This window comes from Akkermansiaceae bacterium, assembly GCA_017798145.1.
GTDB lineage: Bacteria > Verrucomicrobiota > Verrucomicrobiia > Verrucomicrobiales > Akkermansiaceae > Luteolibacter.
In genome coordinates this window covers 2,220,843-2,240,489 of the sequence record CP059069.1, presented here as the reverse complement: position 1 = coordinate 2,240,489, position 19,647 = coordinate 2,220,843, and the positions used below count along the sequence as shown (strand labels likewise).

26 protein-coding genes are annotated in these 19,647 nt (G+C 50.7%); 22 read left to right on the top strand and 4 right to left on the bottom strand.

What is annotated here, in order from left to right:
- Positions 1 to 1,491: 1,491 nt before the first annotated feature.
- Together HZ994_09500 and HZ994_09495 are read right to left on the bottom strand one after the other, a co-directional pair.
- Positions 1,492 to 1,851, bottom strand: a complete 360-nt coding sequence (locus HZ994_09500) for a hypothetical protein (GenBank protein ID QTN32555.1) — start codon at positions 1,849 to 1,851, stop codon at positions 1,492 to 1,494.
- Between the two features lie 482 nt (positions 1,852 to 2,333).
- Positions 2,334 to 2,654, bottom strand: coding sequence for a hypothetical protein (locus HZ994_09495; protein QTN32554.1), 321 nt, complete (start codon positions 2,652 to 2,654; stop codon positions 2,334 to 2,336).
- A gap of 165 nt (positions 2,655 to 2,819) precedes the next feature.
- Here HZ994_09495 and HZ994_09490 point away from each other — a divergent pair, with 165 nt between their 5' ends.
- The 14 genes from HZ994_09490 to HZ994_09425 all read left to right on the top strand — a co-directional run bounded on the left by HZ994_09490 (position 2,820) and on the right by HZ994_09425 (position 11,644).
- Complete coding sequence (locus tag HZ994_09490) at positions 2,820 to 3,239, top strand: hypothetical protein (GenBank protein ID QTN32553.1); 420 nt, start codon at positions 2,820 to 2,822, stop codon at positions 3,237 to 3,239.
- A 322-nt stretch (positions 3,240 to 3,561) separates the two neighbouring features.
- On the top strand, positions 3,562 to 3,723 hold the full coding sequence (locus tag HZ994_09485) for a hypothetical protein (GenBank protein ID QTN32552.1): 162 nt from the start codon (positions 3,562 to 3,564) through the stop codon (positions 3,721 to 3,723).
- A 1,189-nt stretch (positions 3,724 to 4,912) separates the two neighbouring features.
- Positions 4,913 to 5,164 (top strand): hypothetical protein, encoded by a 252-nt coding sequence (locus tag HZ994_09480; GenBank protein ID QTN32551.1) that lies wholly within the window; start codon positions 4,913 to 4,915, stop codon positions 5,162 to 5,164.
- A gap of 446 nt (positions 5,165 to 5,610) precedes the next feature.
- Positions 5,611 to 6,075, top strand: coding sequence for a hypothetical protein (locus HZ994_09475; protein QTN32550.1), 465 nt, complete (start codon positions 5,611 to 5,613; stop codon positions 6,073 to 6,075).
- Positions 6,076 to 6,112: 37 nt separating this feature from the next.
- Entirely contained in the window at positions 6,113 to 6,517 is a 405-nt protein-coding gene (locus HZ994_09470; protein QTN32549.1) for a hypothetical protein, read from the top strand.
- 167 nt (positions 6,518 to 6,684) lie between these two features.
- Positions 6,685 to 6,822: a hypothetical protein gene (locus HZ994_09465; GenBank protein QTN32548.1), complete on the top strand. Its 138-nt coding sequence runs from the start codon at positions 6,685 to 6,687 to the stop codon at positions 6,820 to 6,822.
- Positions 6,812 to 7,174, top strand: coding sequence for a hypothetical protein (locus HZ994_09460; protein QTN32547.1), 363 nt, complete (start codon positions 6,812 to 6,814; stop codon positions 7,172 to 7,174). Before HZ994_09465 ends, HZ994_09460 begins: the two co-directional genes overlap by 11 nt.
- Positions 7,175 to 7,326: 152 nt before the next feature.
- Entirely contained in the window at positions 7,327 to 7,788 is a 462-nt protein-coding gene (locus HZ994_09455) for a hypothetical protein (protein QTN32546.1), read from the top strand.
- Between the two features lie 694 nt (positions 7,789 to 8,482).
- The gene (locus HZ994_09450; protein ID QTN32545.1) at positions 8,483 to 8,917 is read left to right on the top strand and encodes a hypothetical protein; all 435 of its coding nucleotides are present in this window, start codon (positions 8,483 to 8,485) and stop codon (positions 8,915 to 8,917) included.
- A gap of 145 nt (positions 8,918 to 9,062) precedes the next feature.
- A complete protein-coding gene (locus tag HZ994_09445; GenBank protein ID QTN32544.1) occupies positions 9,063 to 9,635 on the top strand; it encodes a hypothetical protein in 573 nt (190 codons plus the stop codon).
- A 129-nt stretch (positions 9,636 to 9,764) separates the two neighbouring features.
- Positions 9,765 to 10,277 carry a hypothetical protein gene (locus HZ994_09440; GenBank protein ID QTN32543.1) on the top strand — a complete coding sequence of 171 codons (513 nt, stop codon included), beginning with the start codon at positions 9,765 to 9,767 and terminating at the stop codon, positions 10,275 to 10,277.
- Positions 10,278 to 10,635: 358 nt separating this feature from the next.
- Entirely contained in the window at positions 10,636 to 10,824 is a 189-nt protein-coding gene (locus HZ994_09435) for a hypothetical protein (GenBank protein ID QTN32542.1), read from the top strand.
- 59 nt (positions 10,825 to 10,883) lie between these two features.
- Positions 10,884 to 11,141, top strand: a complete 258-nt coding sequence (locus HZ994_09430; protein ID QTN32541.1) for a hypothetical protein — start codon at positions 10,884 to 10,886, stop codon at positions 11,139 to 11,141.
- Positions 11,142 to 11,404: 263 nt separating this feature from the next.
- Positions 11,405 to 11,644 carry a hypothetical protein gene (locus tag HZ994_09425; protein ID QTN32540.1) on the top strand — a complete coding sequence of 80 codons (240 nt, stop codon included), beginning with the start codon at positions 11,405 to 11,407 and terminating at the stop codon, positions 11,642 to 11,644.
- 1,307 nt (positions 11,645 to 12,951) lie between these two features.
- Here HZ994_09425 and HZ994_09420 read toward each other — a convergent pair.
- Together HZ994_09420 and HZ994_09415 are read right to left on the bottom strand one after the other, a co-directional pair.
- Entirely contained in the window at positions 12,952 to 13,209 is a 258-nt protein-coding gene (locus HZ994_09420; protein ID QTN32539.1) for a hypothetical protein, read from the bottom strand.
- Complete coding sequence (locus HZ994_09415) at positions 13,206 to 13,472, bottom strand: hypothetical protein (GenBank protein ID QTN32538.1); 267 nt, start codon at positions 13,470 to 13,472, stop codon at positions 13,206 to 13,208. Before HZ994_09415 ends, HZ994_09420 begins: the two co-directional genes overlap by 4 nt.
- Before the next feature lie 246 nt (positions 13,473 to 13,718).
- Between HZ994_09415 and HZ994_09410 the strand changes: the two genes are divergently transcribed.
- The 8 genes from HZ994_09410 (at position 13,719) to HZ994_09375 (ending at position 19,641) form a co-directional block, all read left to right on the top strand.
- Positions 13,719 to 14,228 (top strand): hypothetical protein, encoded by a 510-nt coding sequence (locus HZ994_09410; protein QTN32537.1) that lies wholly within the window; start codon positions 13,719 to 13,721, stop codon positions 14,226 to 14,228.
- A gap of 620 nt (positions 14,229 to 14,848) precedes the next feature.
- A complete protein-coding gene (locus HZ994_09405) occupies positions 14,849 to 15,127 on the top strand; it encodes a hypothetical protein (protein QTN32536.1) in 279 nt (92 codons plus the stop codon).
- 1,012 nt (positions 15,128 to 16,139) lie between these two features.
- Complete coding sequence (locus HZ994_09400) at positions 16,140 to 16,616, top strand: hypothetical protein (GenBank protein ID QTN32535.1); 477 nt, start codon at positions 16,140 to 16,142, stop codon at positions 16,614 to 16,616.
- 195 nt (positions 16,617 to 16,811) lie between these two features.
- Positions 16,812 to 17,090: a hypothetical protein gene (locus HZ994_09395; protein QTN32534.1), complete on the top strand. Its 279-nt coding sequence runs from the start codon at positions 16,812 to 16,814 to the stop codon at positions 17,088 to 17,090.
- 109 nt (positions 17,091 to 17,199) lie between these two features.
- Positions 17,200 to 17,616: a hypothetical protein gene (locus HZ994_09390; GenBank protein ID QTN32533.1), complete on the top strand. Its 417-nt coding sequence runs from the start codon at positions 17,200 to 17,202 to the stop codon at positions 17,614 to 17,616.
- A 221-nt stretch (positions 17,617 to 17,837) separates the two neighbouring features.
- Positions 17,838 to 18,161 carry a hypothetical protein gene (locus tag HZ994_09385; GenBank protein ID QTN32532.1) on the top strand — a complete coding sequence of 108 codons (324 nt, stop codon included), beginning with the start codon at positions 17,838 to 17,840 and terminating at the stop codon, positions 18,159 to 18,161.
- A 104-nt stretch (positions 18,162 to 18,265) separates the two neighbouring features.
- Entirely contained in the window at positions 18,266 to 19,054 is a 789-nt protein-coding gene (locus tag HZ994_09380; GenBank protein ID QTN32531.1) for a peptidase C39, read from the top strand.
- Positions 19,055 to 19,146: 92 nt separating this feature from the next.
- Positions 19,147 to 19,641 carry a hypothetical protein gene (locus tag HZ994_09375; protein ID QTN32530.1) on the top strand — a complete coding sequence of 165 codons (495 nt, stop codon included), beginning with the start codon at positions 19,147 to 19,149 and terminating at the stop codon, positions 19,639 to 19,641.
- Positions 19,642 to 19,647: the final 6 nt, after the last annotated feature.

Here is a 19,647-nt window from a genome sequence, read left to right as displayed (position 1 = left end):
TGTCGGGCAGCATGTCTTCGGCGATCGGCTACCCTCTTGCGATTCCGCTTATTTGGGCAGTTGTAACCTCGATCCCATTCTACTTCCTTCTAAGGACGATATTCCGGTCGCGCCTACCAGAGATCGAGAGCCGTCTCTCAAGAATAATACAAGGAGAACAAGGCGGAGATGGCGACGCCGGGGAAGCTGTCTGATCAATTTTGAGCTTTGCCCCGGCGCCGCCATTCCTATAACGTTCGGTAAGATAAAGACGATGGAACGCAAACAGCGACATACACTGATCTTCGTCGGAACCACACTAGCGTTCCTCATAGTCGCTGGTCTCACATTCACGCAAGAATTGAGCGTTAAGATTTTTTCTCGTTTGGATCGCGAGCTATTTCATATTCCTGCTTCTTTACTGGCTGATTTGTTGGTTCGCCGTGCCCAAGAAGCTTCGAGGGAGACCTGAACGCCCTAGAGAGTTTGAAGCTGTAAGTATTGGTTCACCCACTACAGATATACTCCATTTGATCGAAACTTCAGAGCTTACCAAGAGTAAGATTTTCAGCGGGATCGAACATGTATTGTATCGCGCTGAACGAACACATCCGAATGGAACATGGATATGCGAGTTTGAGATTGCGGCGGATCGAATTGTAGCGAGGGATATCGCATATCAATCAGTTGAGTCACCGGTTTTGGATCTAAGTGAACGAGTAGGAGATGGACGCTTCCTAGCGTGTCTTGCCGGACTTTAGAATCAGACACCGTCGAAGAGAACCCAACGCAAATAACAAGAAACCGAACAAGGCGGATCATGCGACGCCGAGGAAGCCGTCTGATCATTTTGGGCTTCACCCCCGGCGCGCATGTCCTATATCGTTATGCAAGAAAATGAATACCTCCGCAAAGTCACAAAATCCTAGAGCAGCGGTCGTCTTTGCATCAATAGTTGTGACGCTAGTTGGCGTATTCGTAGCTAGTCCCACACCCGATTTCATATCCCTTTTGATTCTGGCAGCGATATCGATGATTCCACTGCTCATCTTGCTGACCTTGAATTTTACAGCTTTCAAGAAGCGGGATAAGCAACCCACTACTGGAATCGCTATCGGAGTGGGAGTTCTAGTCGGATTTGCCGCTGTCCTACTCGCCGTGTTGATACTGCGCGTAGTTTCTCCTTTCATCTCATGATCGAATCCGAATAATGCAAATAATTCAAAGAAGCATAACAAGTCGGAGATGGCGACGCCGAGGAAGCCGTCTGATTATTTTTGGAAGTTGACCCCGGCGCCGCCATTCCTTAGACGTTCATCTGGGAAAGTTTTTCCCGCGCCAAAGAGCGAGCAAGCTAGGCCGTCGCCATCGTAGCTTGCTTCCGGGCATGAAGCCCGTTGACTCTTTGGGCGGGATCGCCATTGGGACAACCAAGCGGAAGCAGCCCCGAGCAATCCCAGAGCAGCGGACTTCCGCAGCGTTGTTTCGACCGCCGTTTCGGTCTTGGTCATCTTAGTGCGAGAGTGTTTCATTTATTCGGAAGAGAAGATGCTGAACAAGGCGGAGATCCCGACGGATACCCGCCGTCTGTTTAAATTTCTGGGTTGGTAAAGGTTCTGGGGTGATCGGGCTGGCGCTGGGGTATCCGCCGGATTCCTTGGCGTTCTCCCAAGAGAAATTCCACGGTTCGGATTCACTCCACGGGACGAGATCACGGAGTTCTTCGGCGATTTTCCGCGCCTCATCGCGTTCGCGCTCCAGATCCTCACATTTCAGCGTGAGCTTGGCCGCAAGCGCGGTCGGGGTGATGCCCACGCGTGCGAGTTGCGTTCGGATCAGTTCATTCGTTTCAGGTGTTGCAGTAGTTTTCATAATTCAGAAGATGGAGAACAAGTCTGAGATGGCGACCCCGAGGAAGCTGTCTGATCTTCGGGCTGATTTTTTGGGGATAGTATCGTTCATGGTTTGCGGTGTCTTGGCGTTCGGGTCGCCATTCATCGGTCGTTCGATAAAGAAATAGAAGAATATGAATTACGAGTCATTCTGGTATGGGGCAGGAGCAATAGTCCTAGGAGCCGTAGTAGGCGCGTGGATAAGCGCACGGCTGGCCTACGTTTTTCCAACGTCGCCTCTTGAAGCAACAGTTGGACTTCCTGCGTGCTCAAGCGCGTCTTGATTCAGCGGAGAGGAAGAAGGTCGCAACGGACTTAAATACGACGCTCCGCAATTTTGCGTCGAAGCTAGATTCAGCGGCGCGTCGTCCTCGTCTTTGATTCTCTGTTCAGCGACCGCTATTCCAATCCACACCAACCCAACAATCATGCCGATCCCAAATAGCATAAGATATAGGATGATCATGCCACCTCTCCTTTCGATAATGAAGACATCGAACAAGCCGGAGGAGCCGACGCCGAGGAAGCCGTCTGATCTTTTTGGGAGTCGCACCGGCGCGGCTCTCCTATGACGTTCTCCCAAGAGAAATTCCACGGTTCGGATTCACTCCACGGGACGAGATCACGGAGTTCTTCGGCGATTTTCCGCGCCTCATCGCGTTCGCGCTCCAGATCCTCACATTTCAGCGTGAGCTTGGCCGCAAGCGCGGTCGGGGTGATGCCCACGCGTGCGAGTTGCGTTCGGATCAGTTCATTCGTTTCAGGTGTTGCAGTAGTTTTCATAATTCAGAAGATGGAGAACAAGTCTGAGATGGCGACCCCGAGGAAGCTGTCTAATTTTCGGGCTTGGATTGGTGATAGTATCTTGCATGGTTTTCGGTGTCTTGGGATTCGGGTCGCCATTCATCGGGCGTTCGCTAAGAAATATGGGTTTGCTCAATACGTAATATGAAGCCGGAAAAAGAGCTTATGATGTCGCTCAACTATCTGTTTCCCGACGCGATGCTGGAAGGTGATACGAGTCGCTATAACGGGGAGATCGCCGAGAAGTTGCAGAAGGTGATTTCGGCGCAATTGGAGAGTCTTCAGATTCCTCATGTTTGGGACTCGACATGTTTTCTGCATTTGGGTTCAGAGATCATTCCAGATTCGATCCGATGTTCAGATTGCGATACTTGGGTGATACCAGAGGAGAATTCGCATCCGACGAGTGTAGTTTCATCAGGCTGGCGTGTGGAAGATGGGCGGATTCTCTGCGATCAGTGCTGGTCGTTATTCGACGGCGACAAGATCCCTATTACCGCGAACCACAAAATACAAAGACAAAGCGAACAAGGCGGAGATGGCGACGCCGAGGAAGCCGTCTGATCATTTTGGAAGTTGACCCCGGCGCCGCCATTCCTTAGACGTTCAGCTGATAAATTCCCTGGATCGCTGAGGAAAGATAATGCTCCGTGGCGGCGGATCGACGAGGTTTCGGAAGTTCCAGACGTGGCGAATGAATTCCTGTAAGCGAAAGCCGTTCATGATTCGATTGCTCGGCTTGCGTGTTCCCACGAGTTCGGGAGCGCCGGGATCATGCGGAGACGAAAAGGTGCTGAACAAGCCGGAGATGGCGACGCCGAGGAAGCCGTCTGATCAAATTGGGAGTTTACACCGGCGCCGCCATTCCTTAGACGTTCTCCAAGAAATGAAGGCCATTGCACAAGCTCTTCTTAATCTCGCAGCTTTCGTAGAGCTTTCAGATGATTCGGTAATCGATCCGGATTCAGCAGTTGGCGCATTGGAGCAGTTCCTTGCTGACCTTAATTCAGGCGATCAGGGGAGCGCGAATATCTCAAAGGAATCATGAGGCAGGAGATCGGGAGCTTGGACGACCGAAGCGAAGAGGAACAAGCGCGCGTAACTTTCTATCTCGATCTAATGGAACAACTCGATTAGACCACAGTTCATTCGTATTCAGTGTACGGATTCCTCGCAGATGTCGTTTAGTCGGGCAGTCAGGATCAGTCGGCGCAAAAAGACCGGAGAACAAGGCGCAGATGGCGACGCCGAGGAAGCCGTCTGATTAATTTTGTGCGTGCAAAGTTTAGCGCCGCCATTGCTATTACGTTCGGCAATAAATGAAGATGAAGAGGTCACAGATTCGGAGCTTAATTCGTCTTATCCTTGTTGCCGCATTCGGGGGTCTCTTTGTGCACTCAATCAATGGTTTTTACATTACCGATCACTGCTCCCACTCGCAGCTGATCCAACCGACGGCATTGGGCATGGGATGGTTCTTTACGGAGGACTTGCTCTCATATCAGTTGGAATTCTTCTCGGCCTGCTTTCAACATTCTTCCTCAACAACAGGAAGAAGACTTCCTCAGATCCATCAACTTTCTAGCCAATGAAAAGAAGACAAAAACAAGCCGAACAAGGCGGAGATGGCGACGCCGAGGAAGCCGTCTGATCATTTTGGAAGTTGACCCCGGCGCCGCCATTCCTTAGACGTTCGCCACAAAAATGAAGAGAGATATTTCGTTGCTAGGATCGTGGATCCACACGTCAGAAGATGACGCGATGCACGACGGTATCCCTGCTTGTATTTGGCACGTGACCGATGACCGAACGTGTGTTTACGAACAGCGAACCGACATGGGAATCGTGATTTCATGGTTCCAATATTGGACAACGAAAGATGGAATTTTACGATATCCCCTGAGTAAGACCACGCGATCAATGTTCAAGGGCGCTCATCATGTTCCGATTGCGCTTCAATCTGAATTTCTCGTGATGAACGGATACAGGTTTGATCGAGCATTCGACTTGCCAATACCCGAGCGTATGGATCGATTTCCAGGCACTCGTCCAGATGAGAATGGCCTTCCAATACCGATCAATTTAAAAGGCAAACTCTTGGAATACGTAACAGAACCACCAAAAAGGCGAACAAGGCGCAGATGGCGACGCCGAGGAAGCCGTCTGATCATTTTGTGCGTGCAAGCTAAGCGCCGCCATTGCTATGACGTTCTGCAAGAAAAATCCACTCAAACAAAATGGATAGCGACAAGCTCATAGCCATTGCAATAGCCGCAGCGATCGGAGCGCTCGTTAAGGAGCTGTTCACTGCTGGGATTAAGCATAGCGCAACAACGGCCAAGAAACTGCTTAAGGCGGCACCTAGCTTTATTACGAGGCATTGGAAGAAGATCGATTTCTTGCTGACACTTTTTGGGCTGCTGTATTTTCTATTCATCTTTTTTCATTTTGGACAAGCTAAGGGGTTCGGTTCAGGTCACTCATTCTGATGTTCGGATATACGTTTTCTTGGGGGGTCATGATAGTGGGTCAGTTTTTCACGCTTTTGATGGCTGGTTCGAGGCTAAGAACCAAAGATGCAGAACAAGTCGGAGATGGCGACGCCGAGGAAGCCGTCTGATCATTTTCGGCTTTACCCCGGCGCGCCATTCCTATGACGTTGTGCTGAGATGCAGCGCGGTCGATGAGATCGCGGATGGGGTCGCCTTTTTGATCATCGCTTATCTCAAGATCCCTGATCACCAAAACACGGCGGGCAGTCCCGTCTAGCTTACACTCGATCAGTTCTTTTTGTGCGCGTCCAGCCAGTCGAGGCGGCGCGAATCTTCCGAATAAGCACAACAAGCCGCAGATCCCGACGCCGAGGAAGCCGTCTGATCAAGTTGGGAGTCGCACCGGCGCGGGATTCCTTTGACGTTCTGCAAGAAAAATCACGATGAGAAAGATGATAGTGAGGAGCGTGATAGCTTTCATGGGTCTCGTGGCCTTAATCGTCATCTGCTGTGTCGTCATCTTTGCAGGCGCTAAGAACCATTACGAAGAACTCGATTTGCTTGCTGCTCGATTGGACGCCGACCCATCGGAACAGCACATGAGAGATCTTCTGAACTATCAGGCGGACGGTGCTTATTCGCATTACAAGATGGCTCTCACAGGGGTCGCCTTCACCAAGAATCCCGATACCTTGCGCCGAATCTATCTTGATCCACACACAGCCACCGAGCGGGAGGCTATCGAGCAGCTCGCATCACTGGAAGCCAGGGTCTTTGAATACTATCCAGATCTGAAGCCGTCACATTTCGATGAGCGCTTGAGTGAGCAAGCCTGGCTAATCAAGAAGAGGCAGAACAAGGCGGAGATGGCGACGCCGAGGAAGCCGTCTGATCATTTTGGAAGTTGACCCCGGCGCCGCCAATCCTTAGACGTTCGGCAAAATAATGAGCACCAACGAGACATCGAACGAAGAGTCCAGCGTGGAAGATTCCGACAACGGTGAACCCACGACCGATTTGACTGAACATCGCTCATACAACCTGGTGCTGAAGATGGTTTTGTGGGGCGAGAGCCGAGAAGATATTTACCGTCGCCTTACCGTTAATAGCGTGCCAAAAGAAATAGCAGATCAACTATACGCACTTGCAAGAGAAGATCGGATTCGCACTATCCGCAGTGATTGCTTTCACGATCTTATGATAGGTCTGGGACTTATTGCAGCAGCAGTTGTAACCTTTGCGGATGTTGGTATGGCTTGGGCTTCATCCCGAAGATACTTCTGTATGGATGCTTTGCGGCGTTGGGTTTCGGATCGTGGAAGTTCATTGATGGTTTCATTAGCTACCTGATGGCTCCTAGCAAGACAGGTTCTGTTTCAGGCGACGCTTAACTAGCCGATGAATTCAAGAAGCCGAACAAGGCGGAGATGGCGACGCCGAGGAAGCCGTCTGATCATTTTGGAAGTTGACCCCGGCGCCGCCATTCCTTAGACGTTATGCAAAGAAAATTCCATCAAATGAAAATCAATATTCAAACGATCCTGTTCCTTTCCGTTTTTGCGATTATCGCTCCGCAAGCGAACGCGGAAGAAAAAATCGGAGTTCAAAGGATACCAAATCGCGCAGGCAGGAAAATTTCTAGACATGGACTTTGATAAGATGTCTAGGGAGGAATATCTGGAAGCACGAATCCTAATTACTGATTTGGCGACTTCCAACCCAGAAACAACCCGTCGGATGACGAGGGACATTCTTTGTAGTTTATCGGTTTTCAAGAATAATAAGGAAGTCCATTTCCTTTTCGACAAGAATGTGGAACTCAATGTCGCTGTGCTGCTTTCAATGTTCGCGATCAACAATAAAATGGCACTAAGCGATACCAACATCGCGGATTTGCGAGCGAGATTGGACGGCGTTTCAGACAGCTTCAAAGATGAGAAGGAAGCGGAGGCGGCTGCCAACATGTACAAACTGATAAGGGTGCTTAACAGCAAGATTTCCGAATGAGTGTTCATTTTTTTGTGTCTCTACGGAACAGGAAGACTCCTAGCATATCCCCCCCTTCAATACGAAGTCCCAGATGAGAAGAGGCCACGCCGCTCTATAATAATTCCGACTACAATCATCACGATCACCACAATTGCATCGACTACAATTCCATGACCAGTTATCCCTTCACAATCGCGTGCCTTGATGGTGCTGCCAGCCTTCTGTTGAGCGGACTCATCGGTGCTATCCTCGGCGGGGGAGTTTGCGGGCTTGTGACTGGATGGTTTATCTACTGGCAGTCTGCGGAGGTCGCTCGACACAACCTTCGTAGCGTCGTCGTCCGGATGGGAGTTCACCTCAAGCAAGGCAAGAGCACCGCTGGCGGGGATAGAGGAAGCGAACCGTGGACTGTCTATATGGATGAGGCTTTGTCTGCGTATTACCGCTATCGTGCTCTTTTGGTTTTTCCATTTAGACAGGATCGCCTCGATGCCGCTTGGAAGGAGTTTCAGGGCACCGACCCCAACGGGGACACTCCCTTCGCATATCGTTCTCTCATGATCCACGATAATTCCACCTATCGGATCACCCAATTTGTCAACTTCCTTGGCGGTAATACGACCGCTACCTAATAAACAAAAGAAGCATAACAAGGCGTAGATCCCGACGCCGAGGAACCCGTCTGATGAAATTCGGGCTTCATCGCGGCGCGGGATTACTCTAACGTTCTGCAAGAAACCTATGACTCGAAAAAGAGCTGATGCTGCTTATGCCGAAGAATGCGGCAGACGTTGAGGGAGCCAACCGGATACTCAGACTTGGTTACCCTGTCATTGAGCCAGTCCACAAGGATATGGTTTACTGTATGCGTGTTGCTGATTCGCCAGTCGCAGATGCCTTTGCGGCTTACTTCGCCGAGGTCGGTGATTCAGCTTCTCCAGCGATTGCCGAGGCGCTCCATCGAGAGAATTGCTGGTTGAGGCACCGCCTATTTACTAAAGTCTTTCCCGCATGGAGTGATGCCGCGCTCGCAGATCTTCGTAATATTCTTACCATGGTTGCTACACATCCTGATGCCTACGATAATGATGTTCGCTGTGTGGGCTTGCTAGCCGAGCGGGGGGCTTGCAGATCCTGCCTGGCTTGCAGATTGGCTTGAGTTCAAGAAGGATCGGATGAGTGAGCGAGATCGACTCATCAAGATAGTGTCGGCGAAGATCGAAGAAGCCCAACAAGGCGCAGATGGCGACGCCGAGGAAGCCGTCTGATTAATTTTGTGCGTGCAAGCCGGCGCCGCCATTGCTATTACGTTATGCAAAGAAATCCATGATCGATCCTCAACCACGAGTCTCATGCGAATCCTGCGGTGCGAAGATCCTAGAATCGACTGCGGAGATTTACGACGGCTACTGTGCGCCTTGCTACAAGCGTCTCAACGATAAACCCCCGATCTATCAACAGCCACCTACTGAATCCTTGATGAGCAAGATTTCTGCCTTCCTATTCCCAATCGGCTTTCTTGCCGTGTTTTTGATTGGCATCCCACTCGGATACAAGCTGATTTTGGGTGGTAGAACATCCACAGTCGAGGATGGGATTATTGAGCAGATTACACTGATCAATCAGATTCCCGACCAAGACCTCACTGGCCGCGAAGCTCGAATTGTTTCAGACTACATCGTGATCGAATTGAGGTCGGGGCGGAAGCTTTGGATTCCCGAAGAGAATGTCGCGGGCATCGAATTCAAATCAGACGAATAAAAAGCATAACAAGGCGGAGATGGCGACGCCGAGGAAGCCGTCTGATCAATTTGGAAGTTGACCCCGGCGCCGCCATTCCTTAGACGTTGGGCATCAAATATGCTGCTCCACCTTGGGCTAGAGCGGCGTCATACATTCAATAGAAATGATCTCCAGACTCTTCATCTTAATTGCTCTTTTCATCCAGTGCAGCTTGCACGGAGGAGAACTTGAGTTGGTATCGGTTACCCAACTTCCAGAAAACGACACCAAAGAGATCACACCCGAAGAGAAGCGGACAAATTGGGCTGCAGAAGGAGATCAGCGCTTCTACGAGGCCATTCGCGGGACTCTAGAGCTTGTGGTCGATGTAGAATCGGACAAGAAGCTCCTCGGGGTCAGACTGACGAATACTTCGAAGCACGAAGTGAAGGTCTCATGGATGCGTTTATGCATGGATGAGTCTTACGATCTCTGGGTCGAAGGCAACCGGGTGCCGAATGCCTTCAATAATCATCAGGCACTTGGGGAGATAGAGAACTTGCGTGAAGATGCGGGAACTCGGTGGCTTGAGCTTGATCCGGGGCAGTCTGTGATCCTGTCGATTGCACCGTTTAGTCAGTGGAGTAATCTGAGCGATTTCGCGGAGGGCAAGGAGGTATTGTCAGTAGAGATCCGACCTGCGATATTTGCCGGCAGGAGAGTCCGGATGGACTTCGCTAAGACCACTGAAGAGTAGTTCCAGACCTAGCTTCTTAACTGAAAAGCCCAACAAGGCGGAGATGGCGACGCCGAGGAAGCCGTCTGATCATTTTGGAAGTTGACCCCGGCGCCGCCATTCCTTAGACGTTAGCCCAAAAACATCACGATGGACGATCTTCCTGATTCCGCACGTTACGAAGGTATCGTGGTCGATCTCCTGTTCGGTGATGATCGCCCAGGGTTCGGAGATCTGTTCACGATATGTGGATACGAGAACCCGAACTTCCCTCCATCGGGGCGCTTCGATTTCAAGCAGTTCGAGGATCTCCAATTCTCGCAGGTCGATGACTACTTCGGAGTGCAGACGATCTCAGGTGAGGGCGACGACGTTGCCGTCTGGCTGTTCCCGCTCGTCGATGGAGAGATCGTGCACCACCACCCGGGGCCGTTTGATGGGATTCGCTTGGGCTACAACGTTCTGAGGAATCCGATAGAGCGTAGTGAGCACTTCATCAAGTCCGTTAAGACGCTCAGCGAACGGCTTCCGGTGAAGATGGTCTACCGTGGTTGGTTAGGCGGACTCGAACAGATCAAGAAAGACATTCAAGAGATTGAAGGTTCGTGGCGTGACGAAGGAATCAAGGTCGGAACCTTTGAAGCGCTGACGGTCGACTACTAATCAACCAACAAAGGCTAACAAGTCGGAGATGGCGACGCCGAGGAAGCCGTCTGATCATTTTGGAAGTTGACCCCGGCGCCGCCATTCCTTAGACGTTCTCCAATAAATGAAGACTTTCGCCCCCCAAGTCGACTAGCCATTTGAAGCCGGGGGCATTTTTGGAGCATTCCGATTGATGAAGGTCGGTTCGGTTGCGGAGTAGTCCTCTCACTGCATTTGAATAGAGACGGCAAGCGGCAAACCCGATCGTTTCTTGCCGGACTTCTGAACTGGACTGGTGATGCGCCACCCACTGCATCGCAGATTGAGAAGCGGGAGGTGATTGAGACGCGATTCGCTCATATCAAGACGATTTTTGATGAGTGGCGGTGAGATTATCGGTGAAGTCGATCCTTGGTGGGATTGGCCACAAGCGATTTCAGAGAATGACGATATCCCAACTGCTGGATACAACGTGCTAAGCATTTTAGCCAAGAAGCACTCAACATGTCAGACAGCAAAAGAAGGAGAACAAGCCGGAGATGGCGACGCCGAGGAAGCCGTCTGATCATTTTGGAAGTTGACCCCGGCGCCGCCATTCCTTAGACGTTCGCTAATGAAAGAGAAATGGACGATCACAACCCACATCTAAAAGCGGCATTTATCGAAACAGTTGAAAACCAACTGGAGAATAACGACCCACCAGAAGCGCGGGAAACCTTGGCGCGTTTGATGAATCAAGGAATATCAGAAGATGATGCCAAGGTTTACATTGCCCAAGCAATCAGCATCGAAGTTTTTGACCTTTTGCAGAATCAGGGCGAATTCAGTAATGAGAGATACGTGAAGAACCTGAAGCGACTCCCAAGCGAACCGAAACAATAAAAAAGCGAACAAGGCGGAGATGGCGACGCCGAGGAAGCCGTCTGATCATTTTGGAAGTTGACCCCGGCGCCGCCATTCCTTAGACGTTCTGCAAATAAATGAAGCAATCGCAAGTCATCCACGAATTAACGCTGAACGGTCTGAGATCACTTCTAGCATGGGTTCGGTTTCTTACCGGACTATTAGCCGGAAGCCTCACCGTGTTGGTTGCTTTCGCACAGCATACGTCCATGCACCCGGTAGCGTTTAAGATTTCAATCTGCATGATTGTCGTTTCGATTATCACCGGATCTTACTGCATTTCATTTGAGGCGAACGCTTCACAGCGATTAGCACGCCACCTGTGGGGCAATCTAGAGAAATACCCTGATAAAGACGGCTGGGAGGCAACTTCAATAATTGACCTGACCAAGTCCGAAGCTCGCATCGTTCGATTGTTTTATCTTGGATTCGTATTGTCATTGGCATCCATGGCCATTGGAGCTTTCGTTCCACAGCCATGACCCACCGCAATAAAGAAAGAGGCAGAACAAGTCGGAGGAGCCGACGCCGAGGAAGCCGTCTGATCATTTCGAGCCTCCTTCCCGGCGCGGCTCTCCTTTGACGTTCAGCCAAGAAAGAATCGCTTGGATCGCAGAGGAAAGATAATGCTCCGTGGCGGCGGATCGACGAGGTTTCGGAAGTTCCAGACGTGACGAATGAATTCCTTTAGGCGAAAGCCGTTCGTGATTCGATGGCTCGGCTTGCGTGTTCCCACGAGTTCGGGAGCGCCAGGATCATGCGGAGTCCAAAAGATGCTGAACAAGGCGGAGATGGCGACGGCGAGGAAGCCGTCTGATGATATTGGAAGTTGACCCCGCCGCCGCCATTCCTCTAACGTTCGCGAAAAACATGACAGCTCCCAGACCTCGATTTTTCACCAGGCGACGGATTGTGTTTAGTCTCGGCGCGGCCGTTGGATTTTACGTTGTCAGCTATTTTTTCCTTAGCATACAAGGACGTTATGAGCCATCGCACATCGGATTGAACGGAGTCAAGTGGTATACGTGGGCACCCCGAGGCTTTGTGGAAGACTTTCGATGGGATGGATCTATGACAACAGTATTCCTACCGCTACACCTCCTCGATACCAAACTATGGCACACATCGGATATAGCTCGTTCAGATCGCTACCCAATCAATGAAGTATCCGCAAATGAGATTGGCAAGGTGTATCAGGCATGGAGCCAACATTAGTCCCCAATCAGATCTTACTCTCACGACTAATAACGAAGAATGCGAACAAGTCGGAGATGGCGACGCCGAGGAAGCCGTTTGATCATTTTTGGAAGTTGACCCCGGCGCCGCCATTCCTTAGACGTTCGCCACAAAATGAGTCATCAGTCGTCATTAGCCCTACGCTGGATCCTTGCCAATGGCGTTTCAGAACTCCGACCTTGGCGCTTCTTCGATTCCGATGAGGGTGAGTCGGCAGAGAAGGCGTGCGCCCAGGAGTCGGCGACTGGCGATCGAGTGCGTGTATTTGCGGCACGGCAAGATTGCGACGATTTCGCAGGATTTGCATTAGACGGAGAGAAGATTACAGATCAAGTCGTCTACTTTCATCCATCCTTTAACGGCTCAACTCATTCGCGCCTTGTGAACTCTAAGCATCCGAGCCTTTTCGCGTTCTTACGGGATGTTGTTTTGCGGGATACCGAAGACTGGTGTGGCGAGGATGAGCTCGAAGACCTGCTTCAATAACGAAAACAACAAGGCGAACAAGTCGGAGATGGCGACGCCGAGGAAGCCGTCTGATTAAATTGGAAGTTTACACCGGCGCCGCCATTCCTATAACGTTAGGCTCACGAATGACCCCGCATCGGATGCCGAGGATTTTGCGGATGCGCCCCATTCTAGCGGGACGCCTAGTCATAAACTCGGTGAGCGATTCCCACCCGTAATTGTGCCGGATCATCGTTTCACCATCCTTTCTTTCCAGCACGTCGATGATGTCCAGCGGGATGGGGTTGTGTCCGTATTTCGCGAGATGAACCTCGCCTCTTTTGATGTCGTATTTTGTGGTCATAGTTTTCTGGCGGTTCGGAAGAAGCCTAACAAGTCGGAGATCCGGACTCCGGTGAAGCTGTGTGATGATTTCCGGCTCCATCCCGGAGCCGGATTCCTTGTGCGTTCGGTAAGAAAATAGATGATTACTGCCCGCATCGTTTTAGCAGTCGCGCTGCTACTTTTTGCCATATTCGTCGTATTGATGAACTGGATCGCGGTGGTCGTAAGCACTCGAAACAAAAATCGAGGAATCGACAAGCATAGCTCGATGGTGCCAATCATGTCAGTGATTGCGACAATAGCGGCATACTTGATTTATCCCCTTCGTCCCGCTGAATGGATGTTTATTATCCCACTCCTAGATCTGTCGAATTGGAGTCTATTGTGGCTACCTTTCTTCCTGGTTAAAGAGCGCCTTGAATCCAAAAAACAACCGAACAAGTCGGAGATGGCGACGCCGAGGAAGCCGTCTGATCATTTTGGGAGTTGACCCCGGCGCCGCCATTCCTTAGACGTTCGGCAGAAAACATGAAGACTCTCTCAATCATCTTCCTCGCATCATGCATTATCAGCAGCGCAGAAACTGCGGACGAGATTATGCAGCAGACGCTCCCGGGATTCATTGGCTTTAACAATGGACTAGATCGAAGTCCTGAAGGCCAACGCAAAGCTGCACTGAACAATGCTAAATGGTCTTTACAGCACTTCATGGCCAGCGACAAGGTTCCTGAGGGCGTTAGGGTATCATATGCGATTCAACAACTCAGAGAGATGATGCGGACTCGTGTAGTTTTTAAGGAGGGTGAACGAACGAACAAAAATGAGATCGTTCTTCAAGGGATAGATGAGGAGAAGACTAAGCTACTGCGTGAGCAATTTGCGAAGAAGATTATCATACTGGAGAACAGGCTAGCCGTGATCTACAATCCGCACAAAGAAGCCGAACAAGGCGGCACTGGGCAACCCGCTACCCGCCCCGAGTCGAAGTCTGATGGTAGTGACAAACCTCAACCTGGTGCGGAGGGGCGCTCCCGGTAGCGGGTGCCAGGCCTTTGACGTTCGATAAGAAATTTCTAAAACAACGTATCCACTTATGACAGACTCCAAAGAACTTGCTGACAACTTCCTTGATAAGTTCAATTCGCGAATAGATAGCCCTAGATCTAAGATAGAAGGCGGGAATCTCGTTCTCGACCCTGATGGCGCTGATTACGACATCGACCTGGATTCTTGCTCCACTCATTCTCAGATCGTTTATTGGGTGATGCACCTTTCCGAGAAGACTTGGTTTGACCGCGAGTTGCTTAGGACGTTCATCTCCGCCGCATGTTCCTATCACGGGCTTGATCCGAGATCTAGGCTCTAGCGTAGCACTCCTCACGAAGTCGCCGCAATCGTCGCAGATCTTTTGTCCGTCCATATTGTAGTATCCCCATTTTGACACTTCACCACAATATCCGCATTTCGGTTTCGTAGTTTTCACGCATCACCTCCTTCCGAAGACAATGAAGAACCCGAACAAGGCGGAGATACCGACGCCGAGGAAGCAGTCTGATCAAGTTGAGCGTCGCACCGGCGCGGTATTCCTTTAACGTTCGGCAAATAAATAAGAAAAGAGCATTCGTAGCCGCAACCCGATAACCAACACAAAATAAATCATGAACTCATTCGGAATTCCAGTAATCAGCGGGGAAGGCCTTGGGGCGGTCGCAGTCGCTTATGGAGCACTCATCCTGATCGTTCACATAATTATGGCATTTGTCGTTAGTAACGATGCGAAGAGGCTGGAGTCCGAGTTTGAGTCCGAAGATCCATTTTTATTCATACCGCTGTTCTGGGGCTTGCTCGCCTTTGTATTTGGCATTGCTGGATTGGCGTTGTATTGGGCAGTTCACTATTCTTCGCTAAGATCGCGTAAGAATAACGATGACGAATAAACAAGAAAGCCGAACAAGGCGGAGATGGCGACGCCGAGGAAGCCGTCTGATCATTTTGGAAGTTGACCCCGGCGCCGCCATTCCTTAGACGTTCTGCAAAGAAATAACCAGCCATTGAAAACCAGAAAGACTCCTATATTTTCCGTGGCTGGATTGGCGGTAGCGGCCTTCGCAGTCATGTGGGCTGTTTACGTGATGACCGAGTTAAGTCGCACAGAGGCTGAGACCAGTGGATACGAAGGTTTTGCCGTCATAGCTGTCCTAGTCGTCACGACACCTATCGTTTTGCTGCTATCAGTCGTTGGAGTCGTTCGGAGAGAGCGTCCGCGTTACCTTTCCTGGGCTGGCGTCTTCATCAGCTCTGTCCCGATTATCGCCGTCGTGGCCAAGCGTCTTGCAACCTGACTTTTACAGATTTCATGAGATTGAGCCGCTGGGATCATTCGAGAATAGAAGAGGCAGAACAAGGCGGAGATGGCGACGCCGAGGAAGCCGTCTGATTAAATTGGGAGTTTACACCGGCGCCGCCATTCCTTAGACGTTCGCCAAGAAAATGGTCATCGGCGCATTCCATTCAGATTTCTCATCGATCATCGACTCCTCACCGAGTTCGTTTGGTATCTTCTATTGGTATGGCAGCTTTCCGAAGAACCAGAATTCTGCGTTGATCACGAAGGAAGAGGGGCACTACAAATATGAACTCACATCCAATTCAAAGGATTCTGAAGCAATAATTTTCACGTCTAAGTCCCAACTGATAGACAAGATGACTTCTGACAACCAGACTTTCAATCGCGGCAAGAAGGTTACGATAGAATTTTGAATGGATTTGAACTGATCTGGATTCGGGCGCAATCAACGAAAAACAAGGCGAACAAGCCGGAGATGGCGACGCCGAGGAAGCCGTCTGATTATTTTGTGAGTTGACCCCGGCGCCGCCATTCCTATAACGTTCGGCAATAAATTAAGAAGCAATGCGAGAGGTAGAACCAACAGAAATCCAAATCCTGCGATGGCTGTTGTCGCGAGTTGGAGCGTGGAGTGCCATAGTGGTGGTAGCGGCCTTGTCAGTAGCTTTCTAGCGATTGCAGCCCCACACATAGATATGCAGCTAGTAGCGTTAGGAATAGCCATCCTAGCAATATGTCTCGGAATTTCACTTTGGAACGGCGCAAGAGCAACCACCCGTCTGAGATCCAAGATTTCCAAGTTGGAGAAGGAGATTCTTTCATTGCAGTCTCGCCCCTCCCCAGCTTTGAAGGAAGTTACTCACCGTGACCAAGTTCTCGTCGCCGTGTATGAGGCGGGCGAGGATGACTCGAAGCTTTCTGAAGTTACCCAGCTTTCGCAAGCGCGGGTTGACGACTGCCTCCACGAACTTGTTAAGGCGGGCATGATCGACCAGATTATGGAGCCTTGGGAGACCCCTCACCATGTTGTGATACCCAAGGGGCGGAAGTATCTTCTGAACAACCACTTGATCGAATAATGGAAGAAGCCGAACAAGGCGGAGATGGCGACGCCGAGGAAGCCTTCTGATTAAATCCGAGCTTTACACCGGCGCCGCCATTCCTATAACGTTCGGGGAAGAAGTTTTCTTGATCCATCTCGTCACTATCAAATCTCCTACTTGGTAGAAGATCGTCACCCCGACATAAGAACCCACAAAGCAGAGCAGCAACAGATGAAGATCAACACCCTTGGATTCTGGAAGAACGTCACCACTTGGGGCGGAAGTATCATCGCCGTCAGCGGGTTGTGCTACGGAGCGAGCCTTGGGAAGTTCGATATCGTGAGTGGATCTATCGCCGGGAGCGGCATCGCTATCAACGCCATCGGCATCCTTATTGGCATGGCACAATCCAGACAACAGCAGGCAGAGAAGGAAGCACTGAAGAAGAGGCTTAAAGACATGGATCGCCGCATCAGAGAAGCCCGTGACAAGCCTGCCACTTATGCCTAGCACAATGAAAGTCCCGAACAAGCCGGAGGAGCCGACGCCGAGGAAGCTGTCTGATCTTTTCGGAGTTTTCACCGGCGCGCCTCTCCTTTAACGTTCTGCAAGAAATAGAATGCCAGATACGGACACGATCACATTTACGGCTACGTCCCTCGGTCAAGAATACGTATTCAACGTTCTCACTGTCGGACTCGCCAATGATCACGGTGAGTATGTCAGCTTTCAACGATACTTGTCAGAAGCGCATGAGGAGGACGAAGGTGTTCAGTTCGAGTATAGAGATCAGCTTTACAGCGGCATTCGCATCATAGACAAAGTCCTGGTTGGCTCCGATCGAGTCCTTGTCATGCTCGACAAGCCACTTCATCCAAGCCTCACCGCGACAAAGTTCGACATGCATTTGGATCTCGATGAGACGTCGCTATCGGAGTTGCGAGAGAGCTTAGTGACCATTTTTGAGCGGCAGCCAGAATTATTAGTCGAAGAGGCAGAACAAGTCGGAGATGGCGACGCCGAGGAAGCCGTCTGATTAATTTTGAGCTTTTCACCGGCGCCGCCATTCCTTAGACGTTGTGCAAGAAAGGAAGACAGAACTTTACACGCGCTCCATCGGTTCCAGTCACATCAATCTCATCGTCATATGCAGACAGACCTAAATCGAATGACACGTTATCCGGAATTTCACACTTAGCAGACTCGCAGCCTTTGCGAATCTGCTCCATCACATTAACAACAAATATACTTACATTCATGGAATTAGACGAGTTTGTGCGTGCCACCCTCACGCAGATTATTAACGGGGTGGATCTGGCGAAGAAGGATCACCCTGACAGGATTGCCGTCCGGGTGGGTAGAGGTGGTCAGGAGATAGTCGGGAAGGGCGTCCACGTAGGTCAATACGGCGTCGGGTTCCTCGTGGACTTCGATGTCGAGGTGACTGCGGCAACCAAGGGGGGCGGCAAGCTTTCTATTGGCATGGCCGGATTCGGCGGAGGCGGTGAGGCCAGCAAGGAATCTTCCCACTCGAACCGCATCCGTTTCTCGGTGCCCATCGACTACCAGACTGTGCACTAAAATGAAGAAGCACAACAAGGCGGAGATGGACGACGCCGAGGAAGCCGTCTGATTATTTTGTGAGTCGCACCGGCGCGCCATTCCTTTGTCGTTAGCCAAAGAAAATGAATCCTAACTGGCTCGGCGTCACATCCGCACTTCTATCTTTTGCGGCGTTCTTCGTTGCCTACAGATTCGCGTTGAACAAGAGTCTCAAGACTAGAGCTGCTTACCTCCTAGTAGCGACAATTCTCGCTTTGCCCGGCTTAAGTTTCGCTGCCTACTACGCGCACATTTTTCCAGAGCCAAGCTGGTATTACCAATTCAGAAGCATCGCAGGCAGCGAGCTTCTCATAGTATTTATCGGCTTGGCGGGCGGATTAGCAGCGACTTTCTTGCCTCGACTACTATTGGTTGTGCCATTACTCGGAATCGCTGCGTTTTCGATTGTTCCATTCATCAAGCCATTTATCGGATCGATCGCGGAAGACACGTTCAAGGATAAGTGGGATGGCGAGATTTGCCTCCAGAGCACTCCATCGACATGCGGAGCGGCTTCGACAGCCTCTGTAATTCGGAGTTTAGGCACTCAAGTAACGGAGCGAGAGATAGCTAGAGAAGCTCACTCGTATGCGGGTGGGACGGAAGCGTGGTATCTGGCTCGTTCGGCGAGGGCACGAGGATATGATGTAGAGTTTGAGTTCGGGTCGGGCTTTAATCCGAATGTGCGTCTTCCTGCCATGGTGGGTGTCAGACTTGGTTCGATAGGCCATTTCATCGCCATTTTGGGCATGGAGGGAGACTTGTTCGTTGTCGGCGAGCCACTTAGTGGCAGACTACTGATGTCCTACGAGGATCTGCTCAAGCGTTACGACTTCACGGGCTTTCACATGCTAATCAAAAAAGATGGCTAACAAGGCGGAGATGGCGACGCCGAGGAAGCCGTCTGATTAAATTCAAGCTTTACACCGGCGCGCCATTCCTATGACGTTCTCCAAAGAAATACATGCGCTGGCATCACCCAATTTTGATGGCGATCTTCTCCTTGTTGCTTGGCTGCAGCAACGGGTCTCACGCCATATCAACAACACAGGATGCCGCAACAATCTGCGTGGAGAACCGCGCTGTCCAAACGTTCTTGGGGAACACCAACGACTTACGCTCCTCAGATGGATTCAGACAGAATTGCTGGCTATCCTTTAACCAAGGTAGCCTTGGGGCGATCTGTATGGATCTAGATCACCAACTTTATCTGGTGGTAGATGCAGAACTTCCCATGCAGTCGGCGGATCATCTGAGCAAGCGATTTACTGACCTCCGTATTTCCGCCGCCACACTGCGCAAACGAATGGATCCCGATGCTTTTATTTTGAATAGGGACGGGATTGGCTGGATATCACGCATACCACCTAATGCTGGCGAATCTTTCGCTGCTGACCTTTTCAATGAGCTTCTGAGCCTCAATCTTAAGCCCAGCGACATTCGATATGGATGGGATTGAACCTCA

What these genes read in the sequence shown, in the direction of transcription:
- HZ994_09465 (QTN32548.1), top strand. Translation starts at nt 6,685, where the DNA reads ATGAAAATCAATATTCAAACGATCCTGTTCCTTTCCGTTTTTGCGATT.
- HZ994_09405 (QTN32536.1), top strand. Translation starts at nt 14,849, where the DNA reads ATGAACTCATTCGGAATTCCAGTAATCAGCGGGGAAGGCCTTGGGGCG.
- HZ994_09380 (QTN32531.1), top strand. Translation starts at nt 18,266, where the DNA reads ATGAATCCTAACTGGCTCGGCGTCACATCCGCACTTCTATCTTTTGCG.
- HZ994_09485 (QTN32552.1), top strand. Translation starts at nt 3,562, where the DNA reads ATGAAGGCCATTGCACAAGCTCTTCTTAATCTCGCAGCTTTCGTAGAG.
- HZ994_09480 (QTN32551.1), top strand. Translation starts at nt 4,913, where the DNA reads ATGGATAGCGACAAGCTCATAGCCATTGCAATAGCCGCAGCGATCGGA.
- HZ994_09495 (QTN32554.1), bottom strand. Translation starts at nt 2,654, where the DNA reads ATGAAAACTACTGCAACACCTGAAACGAATGAACTGATCCGAACGCAA.
- HZ994_09390 (QTN32533.1), top strand. Translation starts at nt 17,200, where the DNA reads ATGCCAGATACGGACACGATCACATTTACGGCTACGTCCCTCGGTCAA.
- HZ994_09475 (QTN32550.1), top strand. Translation starts at nt 5,611, where the DNA reads ATGAGAAAGATGATAGTGAGGAGCGTGATAGCTTTCATGGGTCTCGTG.
- HZ994_09420 (QTN32539.1), bottom strand. Translation starts at nt 13,209, where the DNA reads ATGACCACAAAATACGACATCAAAAGAGGCGAGGTTCATCTCGCGAAA.
- HZ994_09410 (QTN32537.1), top strand. Translation starts at nt 13,719, where the DNA reads ATGAAGACTCTCTCAATCATCTTCCTCGCATCATGCATTATCAGCAGC.
- HZ994_09385 (QTN32532.1), top strand. Translation starts at nt 17,838, where the DNA reads ATGGAATTAGACGAGTTTGTGCGTGCCACCCTCACGCAGATTATTAAC.
- HZ994_09440 (QTN32543.1), top strand. Translation starts at nt 9,765, where the DNA reads ATGGACGATCTTCCTGATTCCGCACGTTACGAAGGTATCGTGGTCGAT.
- HZ994_09435 (QTN32542.1), top strand. Translation starts at nt 10,636, where the DNA reads ATGAGTGGCGGTGAGATTATCGGTGAAGTCGATCCTTGGTGGGATTGG.
- HZ994_09490 (QTN32553.1), top strand. Translation starts at nt 2,820, where the DNA reads ATGAAGCCGGAAAAAGAGCTTATGATGTCGCTCAACTATCTGTTTCCC.
- HZ994_09430 (QTN32541.1), top strand. Translation starts at nt 10,884, where the DNA reads ATGGACGATCACAACCCACATCTAAAAGCGGCATTTATCGAAACAGTT.
- HZ994_09395 (QTN32534.1), top strand. Translation starts at nt 16,812, where the DNA reads ATGAAGATCAACACCCTTGGATTCTGGAAGAACGTCACCACTTGGGGC.
- HZ994_09445 (QTN32544.1), top strand. Translation starts at nt 9,063, where the DNA reads ATGATCTCCAGACTCTTCATCTTAATTGCTCTTTTCATCCAGTGCAGC.
- HZ994_09400 (QTN32535.1), top strand. Translation starts at nt 16,140, where the DNA reads ATGGCTGTTGTCGCGAGTTGGAGCGTGGAGTGCCATAGTGGTGGTAGC.
- HZ994_09415 (QTN32538.1), bottom strand. Translation starts at nt 13,472, where the DNA reads ATGATTGGCACCATCGAGCTATGCTTGTCGATTCCTCGATTTTTGTTT.
- HZ994_09450 (QTN32545.1), top strand. Translation starts at nt 8,483, where the DNA reads ATGATCGATCCTCAACCACGAGTCTCATGCGAATCCTGCGGTGCGAAG.
- HZ994_09500 (QTN32555.1), bottom strand. Translation starts at nt 1,851, where the DNA reads ATGAAAACTACTGCAACACCTGAAACGAATGAACTGATCCGAACGCAA.
- HZ994_09425 (QTN32540.1), top strand. Translation starts at nt 11,405, where the DNA reads ATGATTGTCGTTTCGATTATCACCGGATCTTACTGCATTTCATTTGAG.
- HZ994_09460 (QTN32547.1), top strand. Translation starts at nt 6,812, where the DNA reads ATGGACTTTGATAAGATGTCTAGGGAGGAATATCTGGAAGCACGAATC.
- HZ994_09455 (QTN32546.1), top strand. Translation starts at nt 7,327, where the DNA reads ATGACCAGTTATCCCTTCACAATCGCGTGCCTTGATGGTGCTGCCAGC.
- HZ994_09470 (QTN32549.1), top strand. Translation starts at nt 6,113, where the DNA reads ATGAGCACCAACGAGACATCGAACGAAGAGTCCAGCGTGGAAGATTCC.
- HZ994_09375 (QTN32530.1), top strand. Translation starts at nt 19,147, where the DNA reads ATGCGCTGGCATCACCCAATTTTGATGGCGATCTTCTCCTTGTTGCTT.